At 65.0% G+C, this 24,532-nt stretch carries 21 protein-coding genes and 1 pseudogene; 15 read left to right on the top strand and 7 right to left on the bottom strand.

Translation table 11 applies throughout. The features are described 5' to 3' along the window. Nucleotides 1-62: 62 nt before the first annotated feature. The 5 genes from mdtD to XBLMG947_RS18665 form a co-directional block, all read right to left on the bottom strand. Nucleotides 63-1,484 (bottom strand): multidrug transporter subunit MdtD, encoded by a 1,422-nt coding sequence (gene mdtD, locus XBLMG947_RS18685; protein ID WP_065470081.1) that lies wholly within the window; start codon nt 1,482-1,484, stop codon nt 63-65. A gap of 347 nt (nt 1,485-1,831) precedes the next feature. Then, the gene (gene hemE, locus XBLMG947_RS18680; protein ID WP_065470080.1) at nt 1,832-2,896 is read right to left on the bottom strand and encodes a uroporphyrinogen decarboxylase; all 1,065 of its coding nucleotides are present in this window, start codon (nt 2,894-2,896) and stop codon (nt 1,832-1,834) included. Nucleotides 2,897-2,910: 14 nt separating this feature from the next. Next, the gene (locus XBLMG947_RS18675; RefSeq protein ID WP_065470079.1) at nt 2,911-3,162 is read right to left on the bottom strand and encodes a WGR domain-containing protein; all 252 of its coding nucleotides are present in this window, start codon (nt 3,160-3,162) and stop codon (nt 2,911-2,913) included. Between the two features lie 361 nt (nt 3,163-3,523). Further along, nucleotides 3,524-4,636, bottom strand: coding sequence for a 3-dehydroquinate synthase (aroB, locus tag XBLMG947_RS18670; RefSeq protein ID WP_065470078.1), 1,113 nt, complete (start codon nt 4,634-4,636; stop codon nt 3,524-3,526). A gap of 11 nt (nt 4,637-4,647) precedes the next feature. Then, complete coding sequence (locus XBLMG947_RS18665; protein ID WP_065470077.1) at nt 4,648-5,175, bottom strand: shikimate kinase; 528 nt, start codon at nt 5,173-5,175, stop codon at nt 4,648-4,650. Between the two features lie 168 nt (nt 5,176-5,343). On the opposite strand from XBLMG947_RS18665, the gene pdxH reads away from it, so the two are divergent. From pdxH to XBLMG947_RS18625, 9 genes and pseudogenes are all read left to right on the top strand, one after another. Further along, the gene (gene pdxH / locus XBLMG947_RS18660; RefSeq protein ID WP_065470076.1) at nt 5,344-5,943 is read left to right on the top strand and encodes a pyridoxamine 5'-phosphate oxidase; all 600 of its coding nucleotides are present in this window, start codon (nt 5,344-5,346) and stop codon (nt 5,941-5,943) included. Between the two features lie 177 nt (nt 5,944-6,120). Then, entirely contained in the window at nt 6,121-6,537 is a 417-nt protein-coding gene (locus XBLMG947_RS18655; protein ID WP_065470075.1) for a YjfI family protein, read from the top strand. A gap of 12 nt (nt 6,538-6,549) precedes the next feature. Continuing rightward, nucleotides 6,550-7,323, top strand: coding sequence for a PspA/IM30 family protein (locus XBLMG947_RS18650; protein ID WP_065470074.1), 774 nt, complete (start codon nt 6,550-6,552; stop codon nt 7,321-7,323). A 28-nt stretch (nt 7,324-7,351) separates the two neighbouring features. Then, nucleotides 7,352-7,597, top strand: a complete 246-nt coding sequence (locus tag XBLMG947_RS23285) for a hypothetical protein (RefSeq protein WP_167352049.1) — start codon at nt 7,352-7,354, stop codon at nt 7,595-7,597. Then, nucleotides 7,510-7,736, top strand: a pseudogene (locus XBLMG947_RS21980) (potassium channel protein); the annotation flags it as partial. The gene XBLMG947_RS23285 and the pseudogene XBLMG947_RS21980, both read left to right, overlap by 88 nt. Further along, entirely contained in the window at nt 7,733-8,410 is a 678-nt protein-coding gene (locus tag XBLMG947_RS18640; RefSeq protein WP_065470072.1) for a YjfK family protein, read from the top strand. The pseudogene XBLMG947_RS21980 and the gene XBLMG947_RS18640, both read left to right, overlap by 4 nt. Nucleotides 8,411-8,447: 37 nt before the next feature. Further along, nucleotides 8,448-8,852, top strand: a complete 405-nt coding sequence (locus XBLMG947_RS18635) for a DUF350 domain-containing protein (protein WP_065470071.1) — start codon at nt 8,448-8,450, stop codon at nt 8,850-8,852. A 12-nt stretch (nt 8,853-8,864) separates the two neighbouring features. Next, nucleotides 8,865-9,437: a DUF1190 domain-containing protein gene (locus tag XBLMG947_RS18630; protein WP_065470070.1), complete on the top strand. Its 573-nt coding sequence runs from the start codon at nt 8,865-8,867 to the stop codon at nt 9,435-9,437. 1 nt (nt 9,438) lies between these two features. After that, nucleotides 9,439-10,605, top strand: coding sequence for a glutathionylspermidine synthase family protein (locus XBLMG947_RS18625; protein WP_065470068.1), 1,167 nt, complete (start codon nt 9,439-9,441; stop codon nt 10,603-10,605). Between the two features lie 566 nt (nt 10,606-11,171). Here the strand turns inward: XBLMG947_RS18625 and XBLMG947_RS18615 are convergent. Further along, on the bottom strand, nt 11,172-12,545 hold the full coding sequence (locus tag XBLMG947_RS18615; protein ID WP_065470067.1) for an MFS transporter: 1,374 nt from the start codon (nt 12,543-12,545) through the stop codon (nt 11,172-11,174). A gap of 100 nt (nt 12,546-12,645) precedes the next feature. Between XBLMG947_RS18615 and soxR the strand changes: the two genes are divergently transcribed. Further along, nucleotides 12,646-13,092 carry a redox-sensitive transcriptional activator SoxR gene (gene soxR, locus XBLMG947_RS18610; protein WP_065470065.1) on the top strand — a complete coding sequence of 149 codons (447 nt, stop codon included), beginning with the start codon at nt 12,646-12,648 and terminating at the stop codon, nt 13,090-13,092. A 403-nt stretch (nt 13,093-13,495) separates the two neighbouring features. Here soxR and XBLMG947_RS18605 read toward each other — a convergent pair whose 3' ends face one another. Beyond that, nucleotides 13,496-14,305 carry a C1 family peptidase gene (locus XBLMG947_RS18605; protein ID WP_065470064.1) on the bottom strand — a complete coding sequence of 270 codons (810 nt, stop codon included), beginning with the start codon at nt 14,303-14,305 and terminating at the stop codon, nt 13,496-13,498. A gap of 292 nt (nt 14,306-14,597) precedes the next feature. Between XBLMG947_RS18605 and XBLMG947_RS18600 the strand changes: the two genes are divergently transcribed. The 5 genes from XBLMG947_RS18600 to XBLMG947_RS18580 all read left to right on the top strand — a co-directional run bounded on the left by XBLMG947_RS18600 (nt 14,598) and on the right by XBLMG947_RS18580 (nt 24,476). Continuing rightward, complete coding sequence (locus XBLMG947_RS18600) at nt 14,598-16,583, top strand: M1 family metallopeptidase (protein WP_065470062.1); 1,986 nt, start codon at nt 14,598-14,600, stop codon at nt 16,581-16,583. 1,035 nt (nt 16,584-17,618) lie between these two features. Further along, nucleotides 17,619-20,777 carry a TonB-dependent receptor gene (locus XBLMG947_RS18595; RefSeq protein WP_065470061.1) on the top strand — a complete coding sequence of 1,053 codons (3,159 nt, stop codon included), beginning with the start codon at nt 17,619-17,621 and terminating at the stop codon, nt 20,775-20,777. A gap of 331 nt (nt 20,778-21,108) precedes the next feature. Then, nucleotides 21,109-21,861, top strand: a complete 753-nt coding sequence (locus tag XBLMG947_RS18590; protein WP_065470060.1) for a SapC family protein — start codon at nt 21,109-21,111, stop codon at nt 21,859-21,861. A gap of 10 nt (nt 21,862-21,871) precedes the next feature. Next, entirely contained in the window at nt 21,872-22,918 is a 1,047-nt protein-coding gene (locus XBLMG947_RS18585; protein ID WP_065470059.1) for a cupin-like domain-containing protein, read from the top strand. 40 nt (nt 22,919-22,958) lie between these two features. Then, nucleotides 22,959-24,476, top strand: a complete 1,518-nt coding sequence (locus tag XBLMG947_RS18580) for a tryptophan halogenase family protein (RefSeq protein ID WP_065470058.1) — start codon at nt 22,959-22,961, stop codon at nt 24,474-24,476. Nucleotides 24,477-24,532 lie beyond the last annotated feature (56 nt).

Genomic DNA, 24,532 nt, shown 5'->3' with positions numbered 1-24,532 from the left:
AAGCGTTGCGACATGCACGCCCGCGTGATGGGATTTAGCTGCCCGGCGCACGCGAGGTCGTGTTACTCGGCAACCGCTTCCACTTCCTTCGGATGCGGTCGCGTTTCGGCCAGCTGCCAGAAGATCAACGTCGATGACAGGGTGATACCGCCCACACACAGGAAGGTGGCATGCAATGCTGCGGTGGCACCATGCGTATCGCCCAGATGCGTGTTGAACGCGGCCAGCAAACTGCCCGCGGCCGCGGCGCCGAAACCGGTGGACAGCATCATCACCATCGACAGCAGGCTGTTGCCGGGGCTGGCTTGCTCGTGGTCCAGGTCGCGCAGGGTCACGGTGTTCATGACGGTAAATTGCAGTGCGTTCACCGCGCCGAAGCAGGCCAGTTGCACTAACCGCAACCACAGCGGCTGGCCGATATCGCTCAACGCGAAGCTGGCCATGGCCATGCCTACCAACACGGTGTTGAGCATCAGGACGCGCCGATAGCCGAAGCGTCCCACCAGCTTGACCGCCGCGCGTTTGGAGGCCATGCCGGCCAGCGCCACCGGCACCATCATCAGCCCGGCATTCATCGGGCTCATGTCCAGGCCCACCTGCAGCAATAGCGGGATCAGAAACGGCATCGACCCGCTGCCCACGCGTGCGAACAGATTGCCCAGAATGCCGATGCGGTAGCTCGCCACCTTGAACAGCGCCAGCGGAAACAGCGCGTTGGCGGTGTTGCCCGCATGCAGCCAGTAGCCGGCCAGTGCGGCAAGTCCGCCGATCGCCAGCAACATCACAAACGCATGGCGCAGGCCGAGCTCGGAGATGCCATCCAGGGCCAGCGACAATGCCACCATGCCGAACGCCAGCATCAGATAGCCGACCAAATCAAAGCGCTTGCGCGCATCGCCATAGTGGTCGGGCATGATTTTCAGCGCGGCAATAAATCCGATCACCCCGATCGGCAGATTGATCAAGAACACCCAGTGCCACGAGGCGACTTCGACCAACCAGCCGCCCAAGGTCGGGCCGATGAGCGGGCCGATCAGTGCGGGAATGGCGATAAAGCTCATCGCGCGCAGGAAGTCTGCGCGTGCCACCGTCTTGAGCACCGCCAGCCGCCCGACCGGCAGCAGCATCGCGCCACCGATGCCTTGCACCACGCGTGCGGCCACCAGCTGCGGCAGCTGCTGCGCGGCTGCGCATAGCAGCGAACCCGAGGTGAACACGATGATCGCGGCAAGAAAGGTCCGCCGCGTGCCGAAGCGGTCTGCAATCCAGCCCGAGGCCGGGATGAACATCGCCACCGCCAGCGCATAACTGAAGACCACCGATTGCATCTGCAGCGGACTTTCGCGCAGGCTGCGCGCCATCGACGGCAACGCCGTATTGACGATGGTCGCATCCAGCATCTGCATGAAGATGGCCAGCGACACCAGCCACAGCAGCGGCTTGATTGCGTCGTAGGCGCGCAAGATGGGGACGGGCTGAGACATGGGGCTTGGTCGAGGGGACGCGACATTATCGCCTCCCCGCTGTGCACGGTGCGGAACGGTGTGTGCACCCAGCGGGCATGCCCGCGGTGGGGCTGGCGCCGTGATGCAAGCGCAGGCCTGTGCTGCACGCTCAGCGAGGTCGCGTTATCGCACGCGCGGCTTGGACACGGGCGTCGACCGCGCGACGCGTTTCATGGCGCGGCGTCTGACAACGGCGTGCCTGGATGCAGAGCCACCATGGCAGATCCAGTGAGTCGACTCGGTTGCTCAGTGCGCGACGCAGCGCCACGGCATCCACCGGGACGTGCCGGTGCCAGTGCGCGCCGTGGCGCTGCTCGGTGTCGCGATTACCGCTTGCTCAAGTTCTGCACCGCGTCCACCAGCACCCCCACATGCTCCGGATTCATATCCGGCGACATGCCGTGGCCGAGGTTGAAGACGTGGCCTTCGCGCGAGCCGCCATTGCCTTGCGCGTAGCTGTCCAGGGTCTTGCCGACCTCGGTGCGGATCGCCTCGGGCGAGCCGTACAGGGTGGCCGGGTCCAGGTTGCCCTGCAGGGCGACGCGGCCGCCGGCGCGCTGCGCAGCGTCGGCCAGCGAGATGGTCCAGTCCACGCCCACCGCTTCGGCGCCGCTGGCGGCCAGATCGGCCACATAGGCGCCGTTGCCCTTGCCGAACAACACCAGCGGGGTGCGCTCGGCCCCGATGCCACGTTCCAGCTCGCGCGCGATGCGGGTCAGGTAGGGCAGCGAGAATTCGCGGTACATCGCCGGCGAGAGCACGCCGCCCCAGGTATCGAACACCTGCAGCGCCTGCGCGCCTGCAGCGCGTTGGGCGGCCAGGTAGGCGATCACCGCGTCGGTGACCGTGTTGAGCAGGTGATGCAGCAGCTCCGGCGCGCTGAAGGCCATCGCCTTGATGCGCGCGTATTCCTTGCTGCCGCTGCCTTCGATCATGTAGCAGGCCAGCGTCCATGGGCTGCCGGAGAAACCGATCAACGGCACGGAACCATCGAGTTCGCGGCGGATCACCCGCACGGCATCCATCACGTAGCGCAGCTCGGTTTCCATGTCCGGCACGCCCAGACGATGGATGGCGGCGGCATCACGCACCGGGTGGCGGAACTTGGGACCTTCGCCCTCGACGAAATACAGCTCCAGACCCATCGCATCGGGAATGGTGAGGATGTCGGAGAACAGGATCGCCGCATCCAGCGGGAAACGCTGCAGCGGCTGCAGGGTCACTTCGCAGGCGATGTCCGGGTTCTTGGCCATGCCCAGGAAGCTGCCGGCGCGCGCACGCGTGGCGCGGTATTCCGGCAGATAGCGGCCTGCCTGGCGCATCAACCACACAGGGGTGCGGTCCACGGGCTCGCGGTTGAGGGCGCGCAGCAGGCGATCGTTCTTGAGCATGGGAAGAGGTGTCCTCAAAGCGGCGCGTCGGCGCCGCCGGTGATGAGTTGGAAGCCGCGTTTGAGCTGGGTGTCGCGGGCCTTTTCGAAGGCCCGCTCGGCCTCGTCCTGCAGCAGGTACTGGTCGCGTCGCAGTTGCGTGCGCCCACCGATCTCGCCGGTTTCGCGCAGCAATTCCCAGCCGCCGAACAGATCCGGTTGCAGGGTCAGCTGGACGTAGCGGAGCGGCGCGTTACCGCCGGGATCGTGTTGTAGAAGGATGCGCATGCAGTCGATTGTAGCCGGGCACTGCTGAAGGCTGGTGGGGCGGGGGAGCGGACGTTGGGATCGGGGGTTGGGATTGGGCTGGGACGCAGATGCGTCTGGGCGATGGCGCAACGCACGGCAGTGCGTTTCAGGATGTCGGATCGCGGCTGGGGCACTTTTTCGAGTGTGGTCGAAAGCGCTTGGTCGATGTGAAGCGAACGTCGCTGCGCATCAGAAGCTGCGCAGCGGCATTCAGCCATGATGCGAATCGGCAGACGGCAGCAGGCGGTCCAGCGTTCTACCCAACGAATGGCAGCCGATGGACCACCTGTCATACCCACGCAATTGGCACCACATGCCGTATGCCGCAGTCGCCGGCGCCTCAGCTCGCCAGGATCTTCAGCACCGCGGCTTCTTCCACGTCTGGCACGACCTCGGCCTTGCCGATGCCGCGCCACAACACCAGGCGCAGGCGACCGGCGATGTTCTTCTTGTCCAGGCGCATGCGTGCGAGCAGGGCCTCCGGGGTCAGGCCTGGCGGGATCTCGGTGGGCAGGTCGAAGTCGTGCAGCAGGGCGCGCAGGGCCTCGGTGTCCTGCGCATCGCTCATGCCCTGCGCGGCAGACAGACGCGCCGCCAGCACCATGCCCACCGCGACCGCTTCGCCATGGTTGAGGTTGTCGTTGCCGGGTGCGCCGTAGCCCTGTTCGGTTTCGATCGCATGGCCGAAGGTGTGGCCCAGGTTGAGCAGGGCGCGCTCGCCTTTTTCCAGCGGGTCGCGCGCCACGATCTCGGCCTTGTGCTCGCAGCTGCGGGCGATGGCCTGCGCCAGTGCGGCGGGGTCGCTGTCCAGCAGTGCGCGGCGCTCGGCGTGCAGCCACTGGAAGAACAGCGGGTCGCGGATGGCGCCATACTTGATCACCTCGGCCAGGCCGGCGCGCAGTTCGCGCGCGGGCAGGGTGCGCAGGGTGTCGGTGTCGGCAATCACCGCGCGTGGCGGATGGAACGCGCCGACCAGGTTCTTGCCCTGCGGGATGTCTACCGCGGTCTTGCCGCCGACCGACGAATCCACCATCGCCAGCAGACTGGTGGGTAGCTGCACGCAGTCCACCCCGCGCATCCAGCACGCCGCCGCAAAGCCGGCCAGGTCGCCGACCACGCCGCCGCCGAGCGCGAACACGCAGGCATCGCGGGTGGCGCCCAGTTCGGCCAGCGCGGCGATCGCAGCGCCGAAGCTGTCCAAGGTCTTGGAGGCCTCGCCGGCGGCGATGACCAACTCGCCAACCTGCAGGTCCGGCCGCGCGGCCAACAGCGCAGCGCGGACGCCGGCCGCGTAATGCGGGGCCACCTGCGAGTCGCTGAGCAGCAGCGCGTGGCGGCCGCGCACGTGGCTGGCCAGGCGCGCGCCGTCGGCCAGCAGGCCGGGCGCGATGCTGATGGTGTATGGCTGCGCGCCGTCGACATCGACGCTGCGCGAGGAACGGGGAAGTGTCATGCGGGAGTACTCTACATGCGCCATTGCGCGGCCAGGCGCAGCACCAGCTGTGCGGTGGCTTCGGCGGGGGAAAGATGATCGGTTTCCAGGCTGAGGTCGGCGACCTCCTGGTACAGCGGCGTGCGCTGCGCAGCCATCGTATGCAGCACCTGCTCGCGATCGGGGCGTTGCAGCAGCGGGCGATTACGGTCGCGCGCCAGCCGCGTCAATTGCGCCGGCACGCTGACGTGCAGATACACCACGAACCCGCGCGCGCAGATGCGCTGGCGGTTATGCGGATCCAGCACCGCACCGCCACCGGTGGAAATCAGCTTGTTGTCCTGTTCCAGCAACGCCTGCAAGGCCTCCGCCTCATGCTGCCGAAACCTGGCTTCGCCATGCTGCTCGAAGATCGCCGGGATGCTGCTGCCCACCTGTTCGACGATGGCCTGGTCCACATCGACGAACTCCAGCCCGAAGCGCTCGGCCAGACGACGGCCGATGCAGCTCTTTCCGGCGCCCATCGGGCCGACCATCACGAGATTGGGTGCGGGGTTCATGCGCACGGATCGTAGCATTCGCGCCATCGGGCCGGGCCGATGGCGTCGGCGCATTCCTGGCGTGCGCCACATGCATCAGGCTCCGGCGTGGCGATTCGATCGCGGTACATAGGCGAAGCGCGGGCGATGCGCCCACAATAGGCGTCCATCTGGCTGCCACGCACCGTCATGACCGATCTGTACGCAGAAGCTCTTGCCACCTTCGCCGCGCTGTATGCCGAGGCGCAAAACAGCGCCGAACCCGAAGCCAGCGCGATGACCGTGGCCACCGCCAACGTCGATGGCCGGCCCAGCGCGCGCATCGTGTTGCTCAAGGCCTTCGATGCACGCGGGTTCGTGTTCTACACCCATCTGGACAGCGCAAAGGGCCGCGACCTGCAGACCCACCCGCAGGCGGCGCTGCTGTTCCTGTGGCGCAGCCTGCGCGAGGCCGGCATCCAGGTGCGCATCGAAGGCGGCGTGCAGCTGGTGAGCGCGGACGAATCCGATGCGTACTTCGCCTCGCGCCCGCGCATGAGCCAGATCGGTGCGTGGGCCTCGCTGCAGTCGCAGACACTGGGCTCGCGCGAAGAGTTCGACGCGGCCATTGCCAAGGTCGAGGCGACCTTCGAAGGGCGCGAGGTGCCGCGCCCGGACGGCTGGGGCGGGTTCCGGGTGGTGCCGCAGGCGTTCGAGTTCTGGTACGGCGCCAAGTTCCGCCTGCACGAGCGCTGGCGCTATGACGCCGACGCGGCCAGCCACTGGAGCAAGCGCATGCTGTATCCGTGAGTCGTCAGCCCGGCATGTGGCCTGGAGCCAGCTGAACGGGCGGTTTGCCTCGGCTGCCGTTGGCCTGGCGCGCCGACGTCCGGCCCTTTCTGCCGGTCACGGGCAGTCTGTAGTATGTCCGGTCGTTGCAGACCTCTTGCATCACCACCGCCGCATGACCAAAGGACAGGACATCGTATGACGCAGTACACCACTGTCGAATTGCACGGCCTGCTGGCCGAGCGCTACCGCGGCCAGCCGATCGAGGTCGAACTGATCGACGGGCTGGAGCCGGCCATCAACCTCACCCTGGCCGACCATGGCGACATGCAGATCCAGGTCGCCGCCTCCGGCTCGCAGGTGTTCGTGTCCACGCTGCTGGCTCACGCCGAGCACGTCAACGACCGCGCCGCCTTCAACGACGCCTGCCTGCGCCTGAATCCGCTCAACCCGTTGTCCAACCTGGGCCTGGTCCAGGTCGACGGGCAGGACCGCTACGTGGTCTTCGGCGAACTGTCGGCATCGTCGACGCTCGACCAGATCGATGAAGAAATCCAGACCCTGGCGGCCAATACGTTGGAAGCCGCCGAATCTCTCAAGCCGTTCTTTTCCTAAAGGCGTGTTGTCATGAGTATTTTCTCCAAGCTGATCACGCTGCTGCGTGGTACCGCACACGAAACCGGCCAGAAAGCGGTCGACGCCAATGCGCTGCGCATCCTGGACCAAGAAATGCGCGATGCCGGCGCCCAGCTCACGCGCTCGCGCGAAGAGCTCACCAAGCTGATGGCGCAAAGCAAACTCGCCCAGCAGAAGATCGACGCGCGCGCCGACAAGATGGCCGAATACACGCGCTACATCGAAGGCGCGCTGGCCAAGAACGACGAGGCGTTGGCGCACGATGTCGCGGTCAAGCTGGCCGCGCTGGAAAGCGAAGACGCCGGCGATAAGGCGTCCAAGACCGCGCTGGACCAGTCGGTGGTGACGCTCAAGGCCACCATCCAGAAGACCGAAAACCAGCTGCGCGGCATGCGTCAGCAGATCGACACCGTCAAGGCGACCGACGCGGTGCAGAAGGCGCAGGCCGCGATTGCCGCGCGCCATTCCGGGGCCAGCAGCAAGATGGGCTCGGCGCTGGAATCGCTGGAGCGCATCAAGGCGCGCCAGGCCGAAACCTCCGCGCGCATCGAATCGGCCGAAGAACTCGAATCGTCCAGCGGCGATGGCGATCTCAATCGGCGTCTGGCTGCGGCCGGCCTGATGGAAGGCGAATCCAACGCCGCTGCGGTGCTGGCACGCTTCAAGAAGCCGGCCGCGCAGCTGGGTCACGAGAGCACCAGCGGCACCGCGCCGCTGATCGGCCAGGTGCGCGACGTGCAGCAGGTTCCGCGCAGCGACAGCTGAGCCGCAACGCCACGGCACAGGACGCGCCATGATCCTTGTTGGAAAGCTGTTCCGGGTCTTGCGTCGCCCTGTGCGCCGCGTCAGTTGGAGCATGGTGGCGCTGGCGTTGCTGGCCCACACGGGTCTGAGCTGGGTGTTGCTGTGGCTGGCCGGCGAGCACACGCTCGTCGGCCTGGACGCGTTTGCGTGGATTACAGCCGGCTCGCTGCCGATTTCGGCCAACGCGGCGCATTGTTGCTGGGCCTGCGCGCGCCCGATGGCGCACTGCGCTTGAATCCGCCAGCACGTACCGCTGTCGCCGGCGGTGCCATGCTGTATTACTGGCCGAACAGCGCGTGCCGGCACACGCCATTGCGTGGCAGGCCTTGCGCAGCGAGGCGGCCTCCATTTCCCCATCGCCACAAGGTGCATGACGATGAGTTTTTTCAGTAAGTTGTTCGGCCAACCGCAACCGCCACCGTTGCCCACTTCCGGCACCGGCGCCATCGGGCACGCACTGCCGCTGGGCCTGCGCGTGGGTGGTCAGGTCGCCATCGATACCACGCTGTACCGCATGGCGCCGGATGCCATGGTTGCCGAGTTGCCGGGCGGCAATCAGGGCATCCCCTGCTACGGCCACGTCAACCTGGGCGATGGCTACGCGCTGCATCGCTTCTATCTGGACGACGATGCGGTTTTGCAGGTCACCACCGTGGGCGGCGATCTGGAAGCGATGAAGGCCTTCGTCTATTGCGAGACGGTAAACCCGCCCAGCAAACAGGCGTTTCAGGAGTTCGTGATGCAGCATCCGCATCTGGGTGCGGCGCAGATCGAGTACGCGGGCAAGCAGTGGCAGCGCGCCACGCAATCCACCGATGACGCGTCGCGGATTCCGCCGATCGCCTACGACGAAGTGTTGTACCGGTATCAGCCGCCGCGCCGCGATGGCGATCTGACCCATTACGCCATGCTCTACAGCCGCGATGTGCCCGAGTTGCAGCGCGAAGAATTTTTGCTGGTGACCGCTGAGGATTCCGGCCCCAACGAATTCTGCGTCACCTATGCAGTCGGCATCGATGTCACCGTTGCCGATCTGGATATCACCTGAGCATGCGCGCTCGTCTTCCACTTACCTTGGTTCCGTCATGAATCCGATCAATCTGCAGAGTTTTCTCGCGTTTCTTTCCTATTTCGGTATCGGCCTGGGTGTGTTGATCGTCTCGGTGGTGCTGGTGACCCTGGTCACCCCGCACAAGGATTTCACCTTGTTGCGGCAGGGCAATGTGGCCGCGGCCACCGCGCTGGCTGGTAACCTGATCGGCGTGGCGTTGCCGCTGCATTCGGCCATCACCCATTCGGTGAGCTTGGTCGACGCCCTGATCTGGGGCCTGGTGGCCTGCGGCATCCAGGTGGTGGCGTACCTGCTGGCCAATCTGGTGGCCGGGCGCATCTCGCGGCAGATCACCGACAACATCGCCGCCGCCGGTATCTTTTCGGCCGGCGTGTCGATCGCCGTCGGGCTTATCAACGCCGCCGCGATCACGCCGTAACGGAGCGCAGGCATGAAGCGATCACGCAATCTCAAACTCACCTTGATGGCCGCGCTGCCGGCCGTCTTCGTCACTGCCTGCGGCTCCGAGCCGGAGACCGGTGTGGTGCTGCAGTCGGCCTCGGACTGTTACCAGATCAAGAAAGAACAGACCGACATCCAGCAATGCCTCAAGGCCTACGACGAAGCGGTGGCCAAGCACCAGCAGGCCGCGCCGCGCTTCACCACGCGTTACGAGTGCGATGCGCAGTTCGGCAGTTGCACGGCGGTCACCAATCCGCAAGGCCAGCAGAGCTGGATTCCGCCGATGGGCGGGTTCTTGCTCGGCTACGCATTGGGCAGCATGAGCGGTGGCGGCTATCGTTACGGTGGCTCGATCCCGCTGTATCGCGATTACCGCAGCGGCGGTTATTACAAGCCCAACGGCGATCTGGCCAGCAGCCGCATCGGCACGGTGCGCGGGCGCAGCGGCAGCATCGACATGCCCACGCGCGCCATCACCGTATCGCGTTCGGGCTTTGGCTCCAGTGCGGCGGCGCGCAGTTCGTTCGGCAGCGGCGGCCGCAGTTCGGGCTTCGGCGGCTGACATGCAACGCATCCTCATCCCCGAACGCCCGGACTGGCGCGCGCAGGCCGAATCGCTGGGTTTCCACTTTCACACCATCGACGGCGAGCCGTACTGGGACGAGAGCGCCTACTACGCGTTTTCGCTGCAGCAGATCGAAGACGACATCGAAGCACCCACCCAAGACCTGCACGACATGGCGATGCAGTTGGTGGACGAGGTGGTGGGCTCGGAAGCCTTGATGACCCAGTTGGCCATTCCGCCGTTCTACTGGGACTGGATCGCCAATTCCTGGAAGGAGCGCGACCCGCATCTGTATGGCCGCATGGACCTGGCGTATTCGGGCGACGGTCCTGCCAAGTTGTACGAGCTCAATTACGACACGCCGACCTCGCTGTACGAGTCGGCGTACTTCCAGTGGTTGTGGCTGGAACAGCAGATCGCCAGCGGCGCGCTGCCCAAGGGCGCCGATCAGTACAACCTGATCCAGGACCTGCTGTGCGAAACCTTGGGCGCGCTGGCTGTGGAGGGCGCGATCGGCGCGCAGATGCATTTTGCGGCGGTGCGCGACTCGCTGGAAGATCGCGCCACCGTGCGTTACCTGCGCGATTGCGCGCATCAGGTTGGCATCAGCACTGAGGAAGTCGCCATCGAAGACATCGGCCTGAGCGCGGAAGGCTGGTTCACCGACGAGCAGGATCGAGTGATCCACACGCTGTTCAAGCTGTATCCGCTGGAATTCATGATGGAAGAACGCTTCGGGCCGGCATTGATCGCCGACCGCGTGCGTCTGATCGAGCCGGCATGGAAATCGGTGTTGAGCAACAAGGGCATCCTGCCGCTGTTGTGGGACCGCCATCAGGGCCACCCGAACCTGCTGCCTGCGCGCTTTGCGCAAGCTGCTGAGGCGCCGACCGCAGGTTGGGTGCGCAAGCCCTTGCTGTCGCGCGAGGGCGCCAACATCGCGCTGGTCACGGCGCAAGGCGAGGCCGCACACACCGATGGCCCGTATATGGATGGCCCGGCGATCCTGCAGGCGCATCACCCGCTGCCGGTGTTCGACGGACGCCATGCGCTGGTGGGGAGTTGGGTTGTCGCTGACCGTCCCGCCGGATTGGGGATGCGCGACGACGATGGCCCGATCACCCGCGACACCTCACGCTTCGTGCCGCACGTCATTACCCATTGACGACTGGCCAAGGGTGCATCGCCATTGCGAAGTGGCGGTGTTGCGCGTGGGGTCCAAGCGTTTTTTGGCTCACACCTGGCGACGTCTGTGGGGATGATTCCAGCGTGTTGCCGGCAGGCACAGCGCCGCGATGGTGGCGCTGTCTATCGGGCTTTGCACAGTCGTCAGCAGCGCGCAAGGGCTTAGGCGTCTGCAAGGCGACGCATCTTTTCCACACCCCTGTGGTTGGAAGTTGCACAAGGCTGTGGGCAAGTGTGCGCAGGCCCTGGCCTGCAACGCTGTCAAGATGGGTGGTGAGAAAATGACCAGCCGCTCGCGAAAGACTTTTTTCGTCCGTGGTCAATGCGATCCCGGCAGGATTGGCAACGTGTTCGGCACGCACATCGCTGCGATACTCAGGCCGGCGTCGAGCGATGTCGCTGTCATGTAGTGCGCCTGAAGATCACGTCAGTCGTTCCGACCACCTAAGCCACGCACGCCATTCGCGCGCTGCAATCGATCGACCAAGCTGGGTCAGCAACTCCCGTCCTGCATCGCTTCGATGCCCGCGCTTGTCGCAGCAGCCACTAAATTCGTCGCGCTACAAAAGAACTTGCCACCGCCAGCAACCACGCCAACCCGAACACGCTCAGGTACGCAGCGCTCGTTGCCGATGTCAGCAGCGCAGCGAACACGGCGCCTGCGAGCGCCAGCATGGCCGCCACTGCAATGGCTTCGCTCAATTGCAAGGCGGAACTGTTGGCGCCTTGCTGCGCCGGTGGCGACAGCGACAGCATCACCACCGACAGACTGGGATACAGCAGACCCATGCCCAGGCCGGTCAGCGCCCAGCCGGCGATGGCCAACGGCACCGGAATCGCCGGCCGCACCGCACCTGCGCTGATCGCGATACCCAGCAGCATCAGCAGCGCGCCAGTCTTGAGCAGGCGAGGGCGCGACCAGCCGGCGCGGCTGTGGCCCTGGTACCACGACCCACTGAACCAGCCTAACGCCCCCACGCTCAGTGTCACACCGGCCAGCAGCGGCGAAAGCCCGCGTTCGCGCGACAGCAGCAGCGGCAAAAAGGCCTCAAAACCGAAGAATGCGGCGGCAGCGATGCCACGCAGTGCGATCACGCTGGGCAGTCCGCACGCAAGCCGCAACGTGCCGGCCGGCAGCAGATGCCATGCGCAATATGCGGTGAGCAACAAGGCCGGCAGCATCGCGGCCGGCACCCGCATGCCGTCTAGCTGCCCGCCCAGATACACGCCAAGCACACCCAACGCCGCTCCGACGGACCAGCCCAGCGATGCAGTCGGCACGTCTGCAATCTCGCCTGCCCAGGTCCGCCCACGCAGCACCGGCCATAGCATCACGCCGGCCGGAATTGCCAGCAGCGGCACCGACAGGAATACCCAGCGCCAGCCCACGTGTTGCACGATCAAACCGCTGATCCCCGGCCCGATCAACGAAGGCACCACCCAACCGGCCGAAAACGCGGCAAAGACCCGTGGGCGCAAAACCTCCGAGTACAGCCGCCCGACAATGACGTACAACGCCACCGAATATGCACCGGCACCCAGACCCTGCAGCAAGCGCCCGGCGATCAACAGCGGCATGCTCGGTGCCAGGCCTGCGACCAGCAGGCCGACCACAAAGCACAGCAAGCCGGTAGCCAACGCAGCGCCAGGGCCGCGGCGGTCGCTCCAGCGCCCGGCTGCGGTCATGCCGACCACGCTGGTGGCCAGGGTGCCGCCGAATGCCAATGCATACAGCGGCAGCCCGTTCAATTCGCGTGCCACCGTCGGCATCGCGGCGGCAACCGCCAGCGACTCGAAGGCGTTGAGCGACACCAGCGCCACCATGCCCAGCGTCGCCGCGCGGTAAGGTGCGGCCAGGATGGAGGTGGGCTGCCTTTCGGTGGGCAGCGTTGCGACAGGGGTCGGTGGTTCGGCGGGCATCGAATATCCAGGAACAGGAGTGTGGAAAGCCATGACACAGGTGCTTGCACCGGTCGTGGAAGCGCAGCATCCTGCCTCAACCTAAGTTGAGGTCAAGGCAATGCAGCGTGAGTTGTCCGTGGGCGAAGTGGCCAAGCGCGGTGGCGTGGCGGTGTCGGCGCTGCACTTCTACGAGCGCAAAGGTTTGATCAGGAGCCTGCGCACCGCCGGCAACCAGCGCCGCTATGCGCGCGATGTGCTGCGACGGATTGCGGTGATTCGCGTGGCGCAGCGGTTGGGTGTGCCGCTGCAGCAGGTGCTCGATGCCTTCGCTGTATTGCCGGAGCAACGTACGCCCACCCGCGCGGAGTGGGCGCGCATGTCGGCGCGCTGGCGCGGGCAACTGGACGCACGCATCAACGAACTGCAGGCCTTGCGCGACCAGCTCACCGATTGCATCGGCTGCGGTTGTCTGTCGCTGCGGCGTTGCCGATTGAGCAATCCGGACGATCGATTGGCCGACGACGGCGACGGCGCCCTGCGATTGAGCGCGCGTGCCCAGGGCTGATGGCGGCAACGTGGCCGCGTGCGTTGGGTGATGCCCGCGTCGATGGCTGCACTGTGCAAACCGGCGTGGGCGCGTCGATGGTGGGTGTGCCGGCCGCGTGCGTGGCGCGCGGCGGACAGCATGCTGCGCATCGCGTGACAGCACTGGACCGGGCGTTCTCGGTCAGTGGCCAAGGATCGGTGGCCATCACGCGCGCCGCTGCGGCTCTCGGTCGGCGCCGGGTGGCGACTCTCAAACGGCACGGTGGCGCAATCGGTAACTGCCGCCCTGGGTGGACAGCGGTCGATTTCAGTGCGGCGGTGGAGGCGGGAGGTGATCGGGTGCCTGCGCAGCCCGATGCACCTCCCGCGCTCTGTGGCGATTACCTACTGCATGGGTGCGTCGGCGTGTTGCAGCCGGCGCGCTATAGACCGGCGCCGCGGCGGATGGTCCACAGATCGTCGGCGAGATTGCGGTCGGTCACATACGAATAGGGAATGGTGAAGTAGCCCTTCTGCCCCCACGCGGTGCCCCAGGAATTACGTACGATCAACCGTTGCGACGCATCGTCGTAGCCCACGGCCAACACCGCGTGGCCGCCAAGCATCTGCTCGTGCGAGCCGGGGCGGTTCACGACACCGGTCTTGGCAACCTCTTTCGATTCGAACGATTCGTAGACACTGAAGCCGAACACGAACGGATAGCCGTCGGCCAGGCACGACTGCATATCGCCGAGTGTGTTCAGGCGCATGTAGTCGGTGATGCGGTGGTGCTCGGCCTGAGTGTAGGCCTTGGGCGGTGGCCGCTTGGCGAATTGGGTGATGTCGTAGGGCCACAGTGCTTCGGCGCACACGCCTTGGTGAGCCAGGGTCTTGATGCCGGTGCGTAGCTGGCTGCCGGCATCCTGCGTGACGGTCCCATCGAGCTCCCGCTCGTTGTAATAGACGAACAACCGGCTCAGATCCGTCGCCTTCAGGCCGTCCTTGCGTTCAAGGAACTCGAGCGCGCCGACCAATGCATTAGCGGTGCAACTACCAAGCTGCCCCTGGTCCTCGACTGCAGAGCAGGTCGCCCGCAGATCGATATGCCGTGGCAGCGCCGCCCGCGGACGCGGCATGGCATAGGAATGGTCGCGGTGGTCGGGCAGATCGGGTTTCCAGCCGTAAAGGCGCAAGGACGTGGCCGAGGAGGCCGCGGCCTTGGTCGGTTTGCTCTTCGTCTCTTTCTTGCTCATCAGCGAGTTCTCAGTGGGTAGCCGGCATAGATAGCATTTCGGCCTTCGCCACGAAGAGCGCCGGCGTCTAGCATGTCGTCGGGGGCGAAGGCACACCGCGCGGCCATGCGCATGCGTTGCGACGGTTCACTGTTGGATGGATGCGAGATGCGGTGCATCGCTTGCCAGGCAGGCAAGACATTGCATGCATAACCCTGGCGTCAGGCGGCCACGCGGCCGGTTTGACCACGGGTGGCATGGACGCCGCTGCAATTGGCCGTAGCATGGACATTCCCCCGTTGCAGGACCTGCCATGTTCCCCACCATGCGCCGTGCACTCACCGTTGCCGTCTCGCTTGCCTGTGCCTGTGCCTCCGCAGTGGCCGCCCCCGCCCCCGCGGCACCATCAGCCGGGTTCGATCCGCTGGGCTTGTTCGCGCCCCTGCAATTGCCCGACGCCCCGACTGCCTATCGCAGTGGCGGCGGCGTGCCCGGTCCGGCGTTCTGGCAGAACCGCGCCGATTACGACCTCAGCGTCAGCATCGATCCGGCAACGCACACGCTCAGCGGCGAGGCCGCCATCACCTACACCAACCACAGCCCAGACACGCTGGACGTGCTGTGGCTGCAGCTGGACCAGAACATCTACCGCGCCGATGCGCGCGCTGCCGCCAGCCGGCCGCTCAAGCGCAAGGAGTTCACCGATGGCATGCAGATCGCCAGCGTCGAGATCGATCAGGGCGGGCGCCGACAGCCGGCGCACTTCCTCGTCGACGACACCCGCATGCGGGTGGATCTGCCGCAGCCGTTGGCCGGGCAGGGCAAGGCGCTCACCGTGCATATCCGTTACCGCTACACGATTCCCGGCACCTGGGGCGGTCGCACTGCGGTGAGTGCCAGCAAGCAGGGCGAGATCTACGAGATGGCGCAATGGTACCCGCGCATGGCGGTGTACGACGATCTGCGCGGCTGGGACACGCAACCCTACCTGGGATCGGAGTTTTATCTGGAGTACGGCAATTTCGACTATGCGGTCACCGTGCCGACGGGCTTTCTGGTCGCCGGCTCCGGCGCACTGACCAACCCGCAGGACGTGCTCAGCCGCACCGAGCAGCAACGCCTGGAACAAGCCCGCGCCAGCGACCGCACGCTGCTGATCCGCACGCCTGCCGAAGTGACTGCACGTGCAGCCAAGCCGGCGGGCACGGGCACGCAGACCTGGCGCTTCCATATGGACCACACCCGCGATGTCGCATTTGCCGCATCGCCGGCCTTCGTCTGGGATGCGGCGCGCATCAATTTGCCGGGCGGCAAGCACGCGCTGGCGATGTCGGTGTACCCGGTGGAAGGCGTGGGTGCAGACAAGTGGAACCGTTCCACCGAATACGTCAAAGGCGCGATCGAGCATTTTTCGCAGTGGTATCCGTACCCGTGGCCGGCAGCGGTCAACCTGGGCGGCTATGGCGCGGGCATGGAATATCCCGGCATCGTCTTCGACGGCTTCGAAGACGGCGGCAAGGATTTGTTCTGGATCACCGCACACGAGATCGGCCACACCTGGTTCCCGATGATCGTCGGCTCCAACGAGCGTCGGCATGCATTCATGGATGAAGGCTTCAACACCTTCATCGACGTGTATGCATCGGATGCATTCAACAAGGGCGAATACGCCCCCAAGCGCGATTCGGAATACGCGCCCAAAGGCGGCAATCCGGTCGACGAAATCCTGCCTTTGTTGGCCGATACCCAGGCGCCCACGCTGATGGACAACGCCGATTCCACCAGCGAGACCTATCGCCATTCGCTGACCTATTTCAAGGGCGCATTGGGGCTGGTGCTGTTGCGCGAACAGATTCTGGGGCCGGCGCGCTTCGACCCTGCATTTCGCAAATACATCGCGACCTGGGCCTACAAGCATCCCACGCCATCGGATTTCTTCCGGCTGATGGAAAGCGAAAGTGGCGAAGACCTGTCCTGGTGGTGGCGCGGCTGGTATTTCAACAACTGGCAGCTGGACATGGGCATCACCGAAGCGCATTACGTCGACCACGACCCGGCCAAAGGCGTGCAAGTCACGCTGCGCAGCCGGCAGAAGCTGGTGATGCCGGTGACCTTGCGTGCGGACCTGGCCGATGGCAACCATCTGGATCGGCGCGTGCCGGTGGAAAGCTGGCTGCAGACCACCACACCCACGCTCACCCTGCCGACCACCCAGAAAGTGCTGCATGTGACGCTGGATCCGGACCATGTGCTGCCGGATGCCGATCGCAGTGATGCGCGTGTGGATGTGACTGGCTGAGCGTTGCGACAGCGCAGGCACGCCGACGTGGTCGCGGTCGCGGTCGCGGTCGCGTCGGCGGCCGCGTGCAGTGGCGACGGAGAATGCAAAGAACATGCCTGCGCCTACCGCCAGGCGAGCGCAGCACGTGCCTCTCATCGGTAGGACGTGCTCCTGCGCCCCGGCTCGCGCGCTGTGGATATCCGCCCGACGACGGCTGCTTCGTTTTGCAGGTTGCGCCAAACCGGCACAATCGATTGCGAAGATTGCGCCGTCTTCGCGTGCGCGATGCGTGCTGCTGCACTGACACGGCGACGAGGTCCAACCGCATGGCACACCCCGTTGCTGTGTTGGGTGCATCGTTGCATTTGACGATCGCACTCAAGACGCGCATCAGGAACGGTCGATCTGCATTTGCGCAAACGCCACCTCAAGACGCGTTCTGGGCGTTTCATTATGCAACTTTCAACTTGCGGCTCGCCGGTTTTTGCGTAAGCCCGTTGATAACGCTTACAGCCGCGCCAGCGTTGAAAAGCGCATGCGGACTCAAGCGACTGCCGTATCGGCTGTAACGGTGCGTCGCCATCACTATGTTGCAACGCACGGTGACAAGCCCTTTATGCCCTGACTAGGCTGCGCGGTATGTTAGCGCTATCACTGGCTGACACGCCGTGCAAAGCGCCTGCCTCACACGCAGCAAGGGCAGCGCGTTGCCGTTGATGCGCGTGGTAGACGTGCATGCACATCGCAGGTCAACGGTCGAAGGGGGATCGGTGGCCTGCGCGCTAGGGGATAGATCGAAGGGCAGCTGAAACGACGTACAGAGCGGTTGTCGTGTGGTGCATGTGGTGTGGCGAAGCGGGAGGTATGCAACAGTGCATGTCCAGCCCGAGCGCCGGCTGCGCGTGCGATGCACACGCCTGGACGTTGGATTGGGGGCTCCAGTAGTTGCAGCAACGGTCGCCACGGCCTGTTGGGCGGTGGCCATGATTCCGCCGTGTCGCATGCCGCGATATCGGCCGTTGGCGGTTGGACTCCACTCCCGAGGACACATCGATGCGTCGTACGTTGAACAGCTTCAAGTCGAAGGCCATGTTCACCTTCGTTGGCGGCCTGTTGGTCATCAATCCCGCGTTTGCGCAGGATGTCGCTGTGCCACCTGCGCCGGCGCCGCAGTCCAGCAGCGATTCCGCAACCACGTTGGATGCCGTCAACGTGACCGGTATCCGCAACAGCTTGAATCAGTCGATGGGCATCAGGCGCGACGCCGCGGGCGTGGTGGATGCGATCAGCGCCGAAGACATCGGCAAGTTTCCAGACACCAATCTGGCCGAGTCGCTGCAACGCATCACTGGTATTTCGATCGAACGCCGCGACGGCGAAGGGGCGCAGGTCACCGCACGCGGCTTCGGTCCGCAGTTCAACACCGTCACCCTCAATGGCCGTCTGATTCCCGGCGCCGATGCGTTCGGCGCGCCCGGCCAGACGCCGATCGGCGGTGTGGATGTCGGCACGCGCGCGTTCAACTTCGCCCAGCTCGCTTCCGAAGCCATCACCGGCATCGAGGTGTTCAAGACCAGCCGCGCTACTGCGCCCAGCGGCGGGATCGGCGCGACGATCAACATCCAGACCGACAAGCCGTTCAATCACGAGGGCGTGGTGGCCAATGCCGGTGCCAAAATGGTGTCGGACCGCTCCGAGCCATTCGGCGATTCGCTCACCCCGGAAGTGTCGGGCATCTTCAGCTACACCAACCCGGACAAGACCTTCGGGATCGGCTTGAGCGCCAGCTATCAGAAACGCCACGGCGGTTCGGTGCAGGCCACCGAAAATACCTGGAATATCCAGCGTTGGACCGGCACCGACCCGGCGTTGCGCCCGGGCGCAGTGGTGACCAATGCACCGGCGATCGGTCAGTTGTACGGCATGCCCAACGATCTGCGTTACGCCTTCGCCGATTTCCAGCGCGAACGCATGAATGGTCAAGCGGTGATGCAGTTCGCACCCACCGACAGCCTGACCCTGACCCTGGATTACACCTATTCGGCCAACGAAATCCGCGAAGAGCGCGGCGAGCAGGGCATCTGGCTGCAGCGCGCCAACAGCTTCACCGATCTGACCTTCGATACTGGCCAAGCCGTGGCCACGCCGGTCTATCTGCGCGACGTGCCCAACGGGGCCAAGGACTTCGGCATGGAGCAACAGCGCAACGAGCAGAAGTACACGCTCGGCTCGCTGGGCTTCAATGCGGATTGGCAAGTGAACGACCGCTTCCAATTGAGCTTCGATGCGCACAATTCGAAGACGCAAAGCCTGCCCAACGACCCGACCACGGGCGGCAGCGCGACCTATTTCAGTTTCGCCGGCACCAACAACTGCACCAATGGGCCGTCCTGCGGCGGCCAATGGGGACAGGAACTGTCCTTCAACAATTCCTTGCCGATCGGCGCACGCACCTGGTATCCCACCGCAGCCGATTCGCTGGCAAACACCAATGGCGTGGTCAATCCCGCGTTCACGCCTGCCGAGCTCGGCTCGCAGGTGCTGCGTATTTTCTACCAGAAGCAGGTGACCGAAACCAAGGAAGGGCGTCTGGACGGAAAGTTCGACTTCGACGACGGGCGCTTCCAGTTCGGCGTGAGTTCGACCAACACCAGCATGCAACGCCTGGTCAGCGACAACAACTCGCCGCTGGGCGATTGGGGCGTGTCCAATGCGGGTAACGAGCCGGGCATGGTCGCGCTGCTGCAACCGGTGAGCATCACGGGCATGTTCAAGGATTTCAATCCCACCGGCGCGGCGTCCAGTGCCTGGCGTGGCGATGCCGATCAGCTGGCCCTGTGGGGTGGAAGCCAATACGGCGCGACCACACGCTACAACCCGCAATACAGCGCCAACAACCGGGTGGAGGAAAAGACCCGCGCGGCCTACGTGCAGTTGGAAGTGGCCGGTGCCATCGCCGGGATGACCACCAATACGCGCCTGGGTCTGCGCTACGAGCGCACCGATGTGGAGTCCATCTCGCAGGTGGCCACGCCCACCGCAGTGCTGTGGCTTTCCAACAACGATTTCCAGTTGATCCGCTCCACCGACCAACAGCCTTTCAGCGAGAAGACCAGCTACAACTACATCCTTCCCAACATGGACTTCAGCATCGATTTCACCGATTCGCTGAAAGGTCGTGCCTCCTTCGGTCAGACCATTGCGCGCGCGCCCTATAACAATCTCATCGCAGGGCCCACCCCGAACACCCCCAACGGCTCGATCCTGATCAATCCGTCCAACCGCGCCGGTGGCGACTCGCAGACGCCCACGCTCGATCCGTTGGAATCGGACAACCTCGATCTGGCGCTGGAGTGGTACTTCGCCGACGCCAGCTACCTGTCAGCGACATTCTGGAACAAGCGCGTGAGCAATTTCATCGGCAATACCGTCACGCGTGAGTCGCTGTACGGACTGACCGATCCCACCTCGGGGCCGGATGCCCAGGCCGCATTGGCATTCCTGCAAAGCGGTGCCTGCGCCGCCCAGGTGGGCGCGGCCGGAAACGATGTCGCGGGCGCATGTTCGGCCAACGACACCTCGCTGTTCTCGGCAATGGCCCTGTTGCGCAATGCCGCTGCTACCGGCGGGCTGAGCGCCTACAACGGCAGTTCGGCGCAGAGCCTGGCGTTGGAGAATGCGTACGATATCGCCGGCAACGCCTCCGACCCCCTGTATCAGTTCGATGTGTCCCGGCCGATCAACCAGAACAAGGCCAACATCCATGGCTGGGAGCTCGGTGGGCAGTACTTCTTCGGTAGCACCGGATTCGGCATCTACGCCAACTACACCATCGTGGAAGGCGATGTGGCATTCGACAACACCGTCATCGACCGCGATCAGTTCGCGTTGCTCGGTCTGAGCGACACCGCCAACGTCATGCTGATGTACGAGAAATATGGCTGGAGCGCACGCCTGGCCTGGAACTGGCGGGACGAATACCTGATCGCTGCCAACCAGGACAATGCCAACCGCAACCCGTACTACGTCGAGCCTTACCAGCAGTTCGACCTCAGCGTCAGCTACGCCTTCAACAAGCAGCTGTCGGTGGGTTTCGAGGCGATCAACCTGACCGGCGAAGACGTGCGTTGGCATGGCCGCTCGGAGAAGCAGATCATCCGCCTGATCGACCAGCAGCCGCGTTACACGCTGGGCGTGCGTTACGCGTTCTGAGGCATTAGGCCGACGCGGTTTGAAGCTGTAAACCTGCGGCCGCCCTCGTGCGATGGCGGCCGCAACCGGTTGTTGCGCCGGCTCGCTCGCGCTACGCAACCGTGTATTGCCGTCGCACAGCTGCGCTCCGTGCATGGGCAGTCGCGCGCACAGTGCGCATGCCTGCGACGTGTGCTTGTTTTCGCAATGACGTAGCGTATTTGCTGCCCTGCGGCTTGCCGGCGCACGCGTTTTTGGCAATGCTCAGCATCGACGCGCACGCGGGCAATGCGAGCGACCGAATCTCTTCATGACTGCAGTCCTCCGCGATGGACGGCTGCTGGAGTTCTAGATGACGCGATACGCAGTGCTCAACAACGTGGCGCACCACGACCTGCGCGTGATCCTGCGCTTTGGTGCCGAGTTCGGCGATGCGGTCGGCGTGGTGCCGGCCTTCGTCACCGAATACGCCGAGCTGCAGCGCGAGTACCCGCTGTTTTTCCGGCAGGATCCGGCTGGGAGCGGTTACCAGTCGGTGGCGCTGCTGGGTTTTGCACAGGACGAAAACCTGTTTCTGCAGGACGGGCGCTGGAATGCCAGCTACCTGCCCGGCATTGTGGCCAAGGGGCCGTTTCTGATCGGTTTCCAGGAGCGGCACATTGACGGCACCCTGGTGCAGGAGCCGGTGATCCATGTGGACCTGGAGCATCCACGCGTCAGCCGCAGCGAGGGCGAGGCGGTGTTCCTGCCGCAAGGCGGACACAGCCCGTATCTGGAGCACATCATTGGTGTGTTGCGCGGCATTCGTGAGGGCGTGGACGCCGGGCAAGCGATGGCGGCTGCCTTCGACGCGCTGGGCCTGATCCAGCCGGTGCGCGTGGACGTGGCACTGGATGCCAGCCATGCCACGCAGTTGCAGGGGTTGTTCGCCATCGACCGCGAGCGGCTGGCCGCGCTGGATGCACAGGCGTTACAGCAGCTGCATCAGGCCGGCTATCTGGAAGGGGCCTTCCTGATGTTGGCATCGCTGCACAATGTGCGCCGGCTGATGGCGCAGAAGCAGCGCCGCCTGCAGCAGTCGCACAGCGACCCCGTTGCCGCGTAAGCCTAAACCCATGGCCGCAGGCGCAACCGATCTATCTGCCGCCGCAGGCGCCGCCATTGCCGAGCGCAGCGACTGCGATCCCGACGCATTGCCGCTGGCCGCACTCTGCGACGCTGCCGAGCCGGCGGTGCTACGCGGCGTCGCGCGCAACTGGTCGCTGGTGCAGGCCGGCCTGCGCAGCGCCGACGAGGCCATGGCGCTATTGCGCGCGCACGATAGCGGCCGCCCCTTGCAGTATTCCTATGGCAGCCCGGAGATCGGCAGCCGCCCGTTCTATCGCGACGATTGCAGCGCGCTCAACTTCGAGGTGCAGCGCGGTAGCCTGAGCACCTTGCTGGATGCCATCGCGGCACATCGTGACGACGCGCAGCCGCCCACCTATTACCTCGCCTCGTTGCCGGTGGATGCCAACCTGCCCGGGTTGCGCGCGCACACCGCGCTGGATGTCGCTGCCAACGGCAGCCACGTGCAGCCCAGCATCTGGATCGGCAATCGCGTGATCGCCTCGTGTCACTACGATGCGCTGGATAATCTTGCGTGCTGCGCGGTGGGGCAACGGCAGTTTACGCTGTTTCCGCCGGAGCAGGTCGCCAATCTCTATCCGGGCCCACTCGATCCGACGCCGGGCGGACAGGTGGTGAGCATGGTCGATTTCGCTCGCCCGGATCTGCAGCGCTTTCCCCGCCTTGCCGATGCCTTGCCGCATGCGCGCAGCGTGGTGCTGGAGCCGGGCGATGCGGTGTTCATCCCCAGCATGTGGTGGCATCACGTCGAATCGCTGCACCCGTTCAACGTGCTGATCAATTACTGGTGGAGCAGGGCGCCGACGCACCTGCCTGCCGGAATGCCGGCGCTGTACCACGCGCTGTGGGCCATTCGCGACCGCCCCGCCCCAGAGAAACAGGCGTGGCGTGCGCTGTTCGATTACTACGTGTTCGGCCCTGCCGAGCGTGCCGGCGAACACCTGCCCGAGTCGGTGCGACATGCGCTTGGCCCGATCGATCCGCTCCTGGCACGCCAGTTGCGCGCCATGCTGATCGGCAAGTTGAATCGCTGATGTGCAACGTCGCCCTCACCCCATCCCACAGGAAAGCGCAGTGACTCAGGCTCAGATTCGCAAGGTGGTGATCGCCGGTGGTGGAACGGCCGGATGGATCGCTGCTTGTGCGCTCTCGCATCAATTCCGCGCGCTGCTGGACATCACCCTGATCGAGTCCGAGCAGATCGGCACCGTGGGCGTGGGCGAATCCACCGTACCGCCCATTCGCGCCTTCCACCGATTTTTGCAGATCGACGAGCAGGAATTCCTGCGTGCGGTGGCCGGCACCTTCAAATTGTCGATCTCGTTCGAGCACTGGCGCCGCAAGGGCGAGCGTTACATCCATCCCTTCGGCATCACCGGGCAGAGCACCCTGGTGTGCGCGTTCCATCATCTGTGGCTGGAAAGCCAGCGCCGCGGCATGCCAGGCAGCTTCGGCGATTATTGCCTGGAAACCGTGGCTTCGCGCGTGGACCGGTTCGCGCTGCACGGCGAGCCGGCAGTCAATTACGCCTACCATCTGGATGCGGCGCTGTACGCCAGGTTCCTGCGCGCACGCAGCGAGGCCTACGGCGTCAAGCGTGTCGAAGGCAAGATTCAGCAGGTGACCTTGCAACCGCATAGCGGCGATGTCGCCAGCCTGGTGCTCGAGGACGGGCAGGTGATCGAAGGAGACTTGTTCATCGATTGCAGCGGCTTTCGCGGCCTGCTGATCGAGCAGACGCTGCGCACCGGCTATGAAGACTGGAGCCATTGGTTGCCGTGCGACCGCGCAGTGGCGGTGCAGACCGAAGCCGTCGGCCCGCCGGTGCCATATACCCGCGCCATCGCGCATGAAGCCGGCTGGCGTTGGCATATTCCGTTGCAGCATCGGGTCGGTAACGGCCTGGTGTTTTCGAGCAAGCACCTGTCCGATGACGAGGCGCATGCCAAGCTGCTGCGTGATGTGGCAGCGCCTGCAATCAAAGACCCCTGGATGGTGCCATTCCGCACCGGCCGCCGGCGCAAGGCATGGAACAAGAACGTGGTGTCGCTCGGCCTGTCCAGCGGCTTTATCGAGCCGCTGGAATCCACCAGCATCCATCTCACCATCTCTGCGGTGGTGCGTTTGTTGGCGCTGTTTCCGGCCGCAGGCATCGCGCCGTCGCAGGTGCAACTGTTCAACGACATCAGCCGCGCTGAAATGGAGCACGTGCGCGACTTCGTCACCTTGCATTACCACGCCACCCAGCGCGACGAACCGCTATGGCAGCAGTGCCGCGAGATGGAATTGCCCGAATCGCTCGCGCTGCGCCTGCGTGCATGGCGCGAGCGCGCGCATGCCTGGCAGGGCGCGGATGAATTGTTCCGTGTCGATTCCTGGACCCATGTGCTGATGGGGCAGGGCATTGCGCCCGAGCAGCATCACCCGCTGACGCGCGCGTTCTCCGACCAGGACCTGCGCCGCCTGCTCGACGCTATTGCCCAGCCGATCCAGCACGCCGTACAGCAGATGCCATCGCAACAGGCGTTCATCGAGCGCTATTGCAAGGCGGGCGCGCAGGTGTGGGGAGTGCGCAACCCGGTGCCTGCCTAGCGCCGACGTCTGGGCGGCGCTAGGCAGGTGCGGCGCGACCGCATTACAGCTGGGGC

Origin of the sequence: Xanthomonas bromi (genome assembly GCF_900092025.1) — a bacterium.
GTDB lineage: Bacteria > Pseudomonadota > Gammaproteobacteria > Xanthomonadales > Xanthomonadaceae > Xanthomonas > Xanthomonas bromi.
The sequence above is the reverse complement of the archived record's forward strand: the minus strand, read 5'-3'. Positions and strand labels throughout refer to the sequence as shown.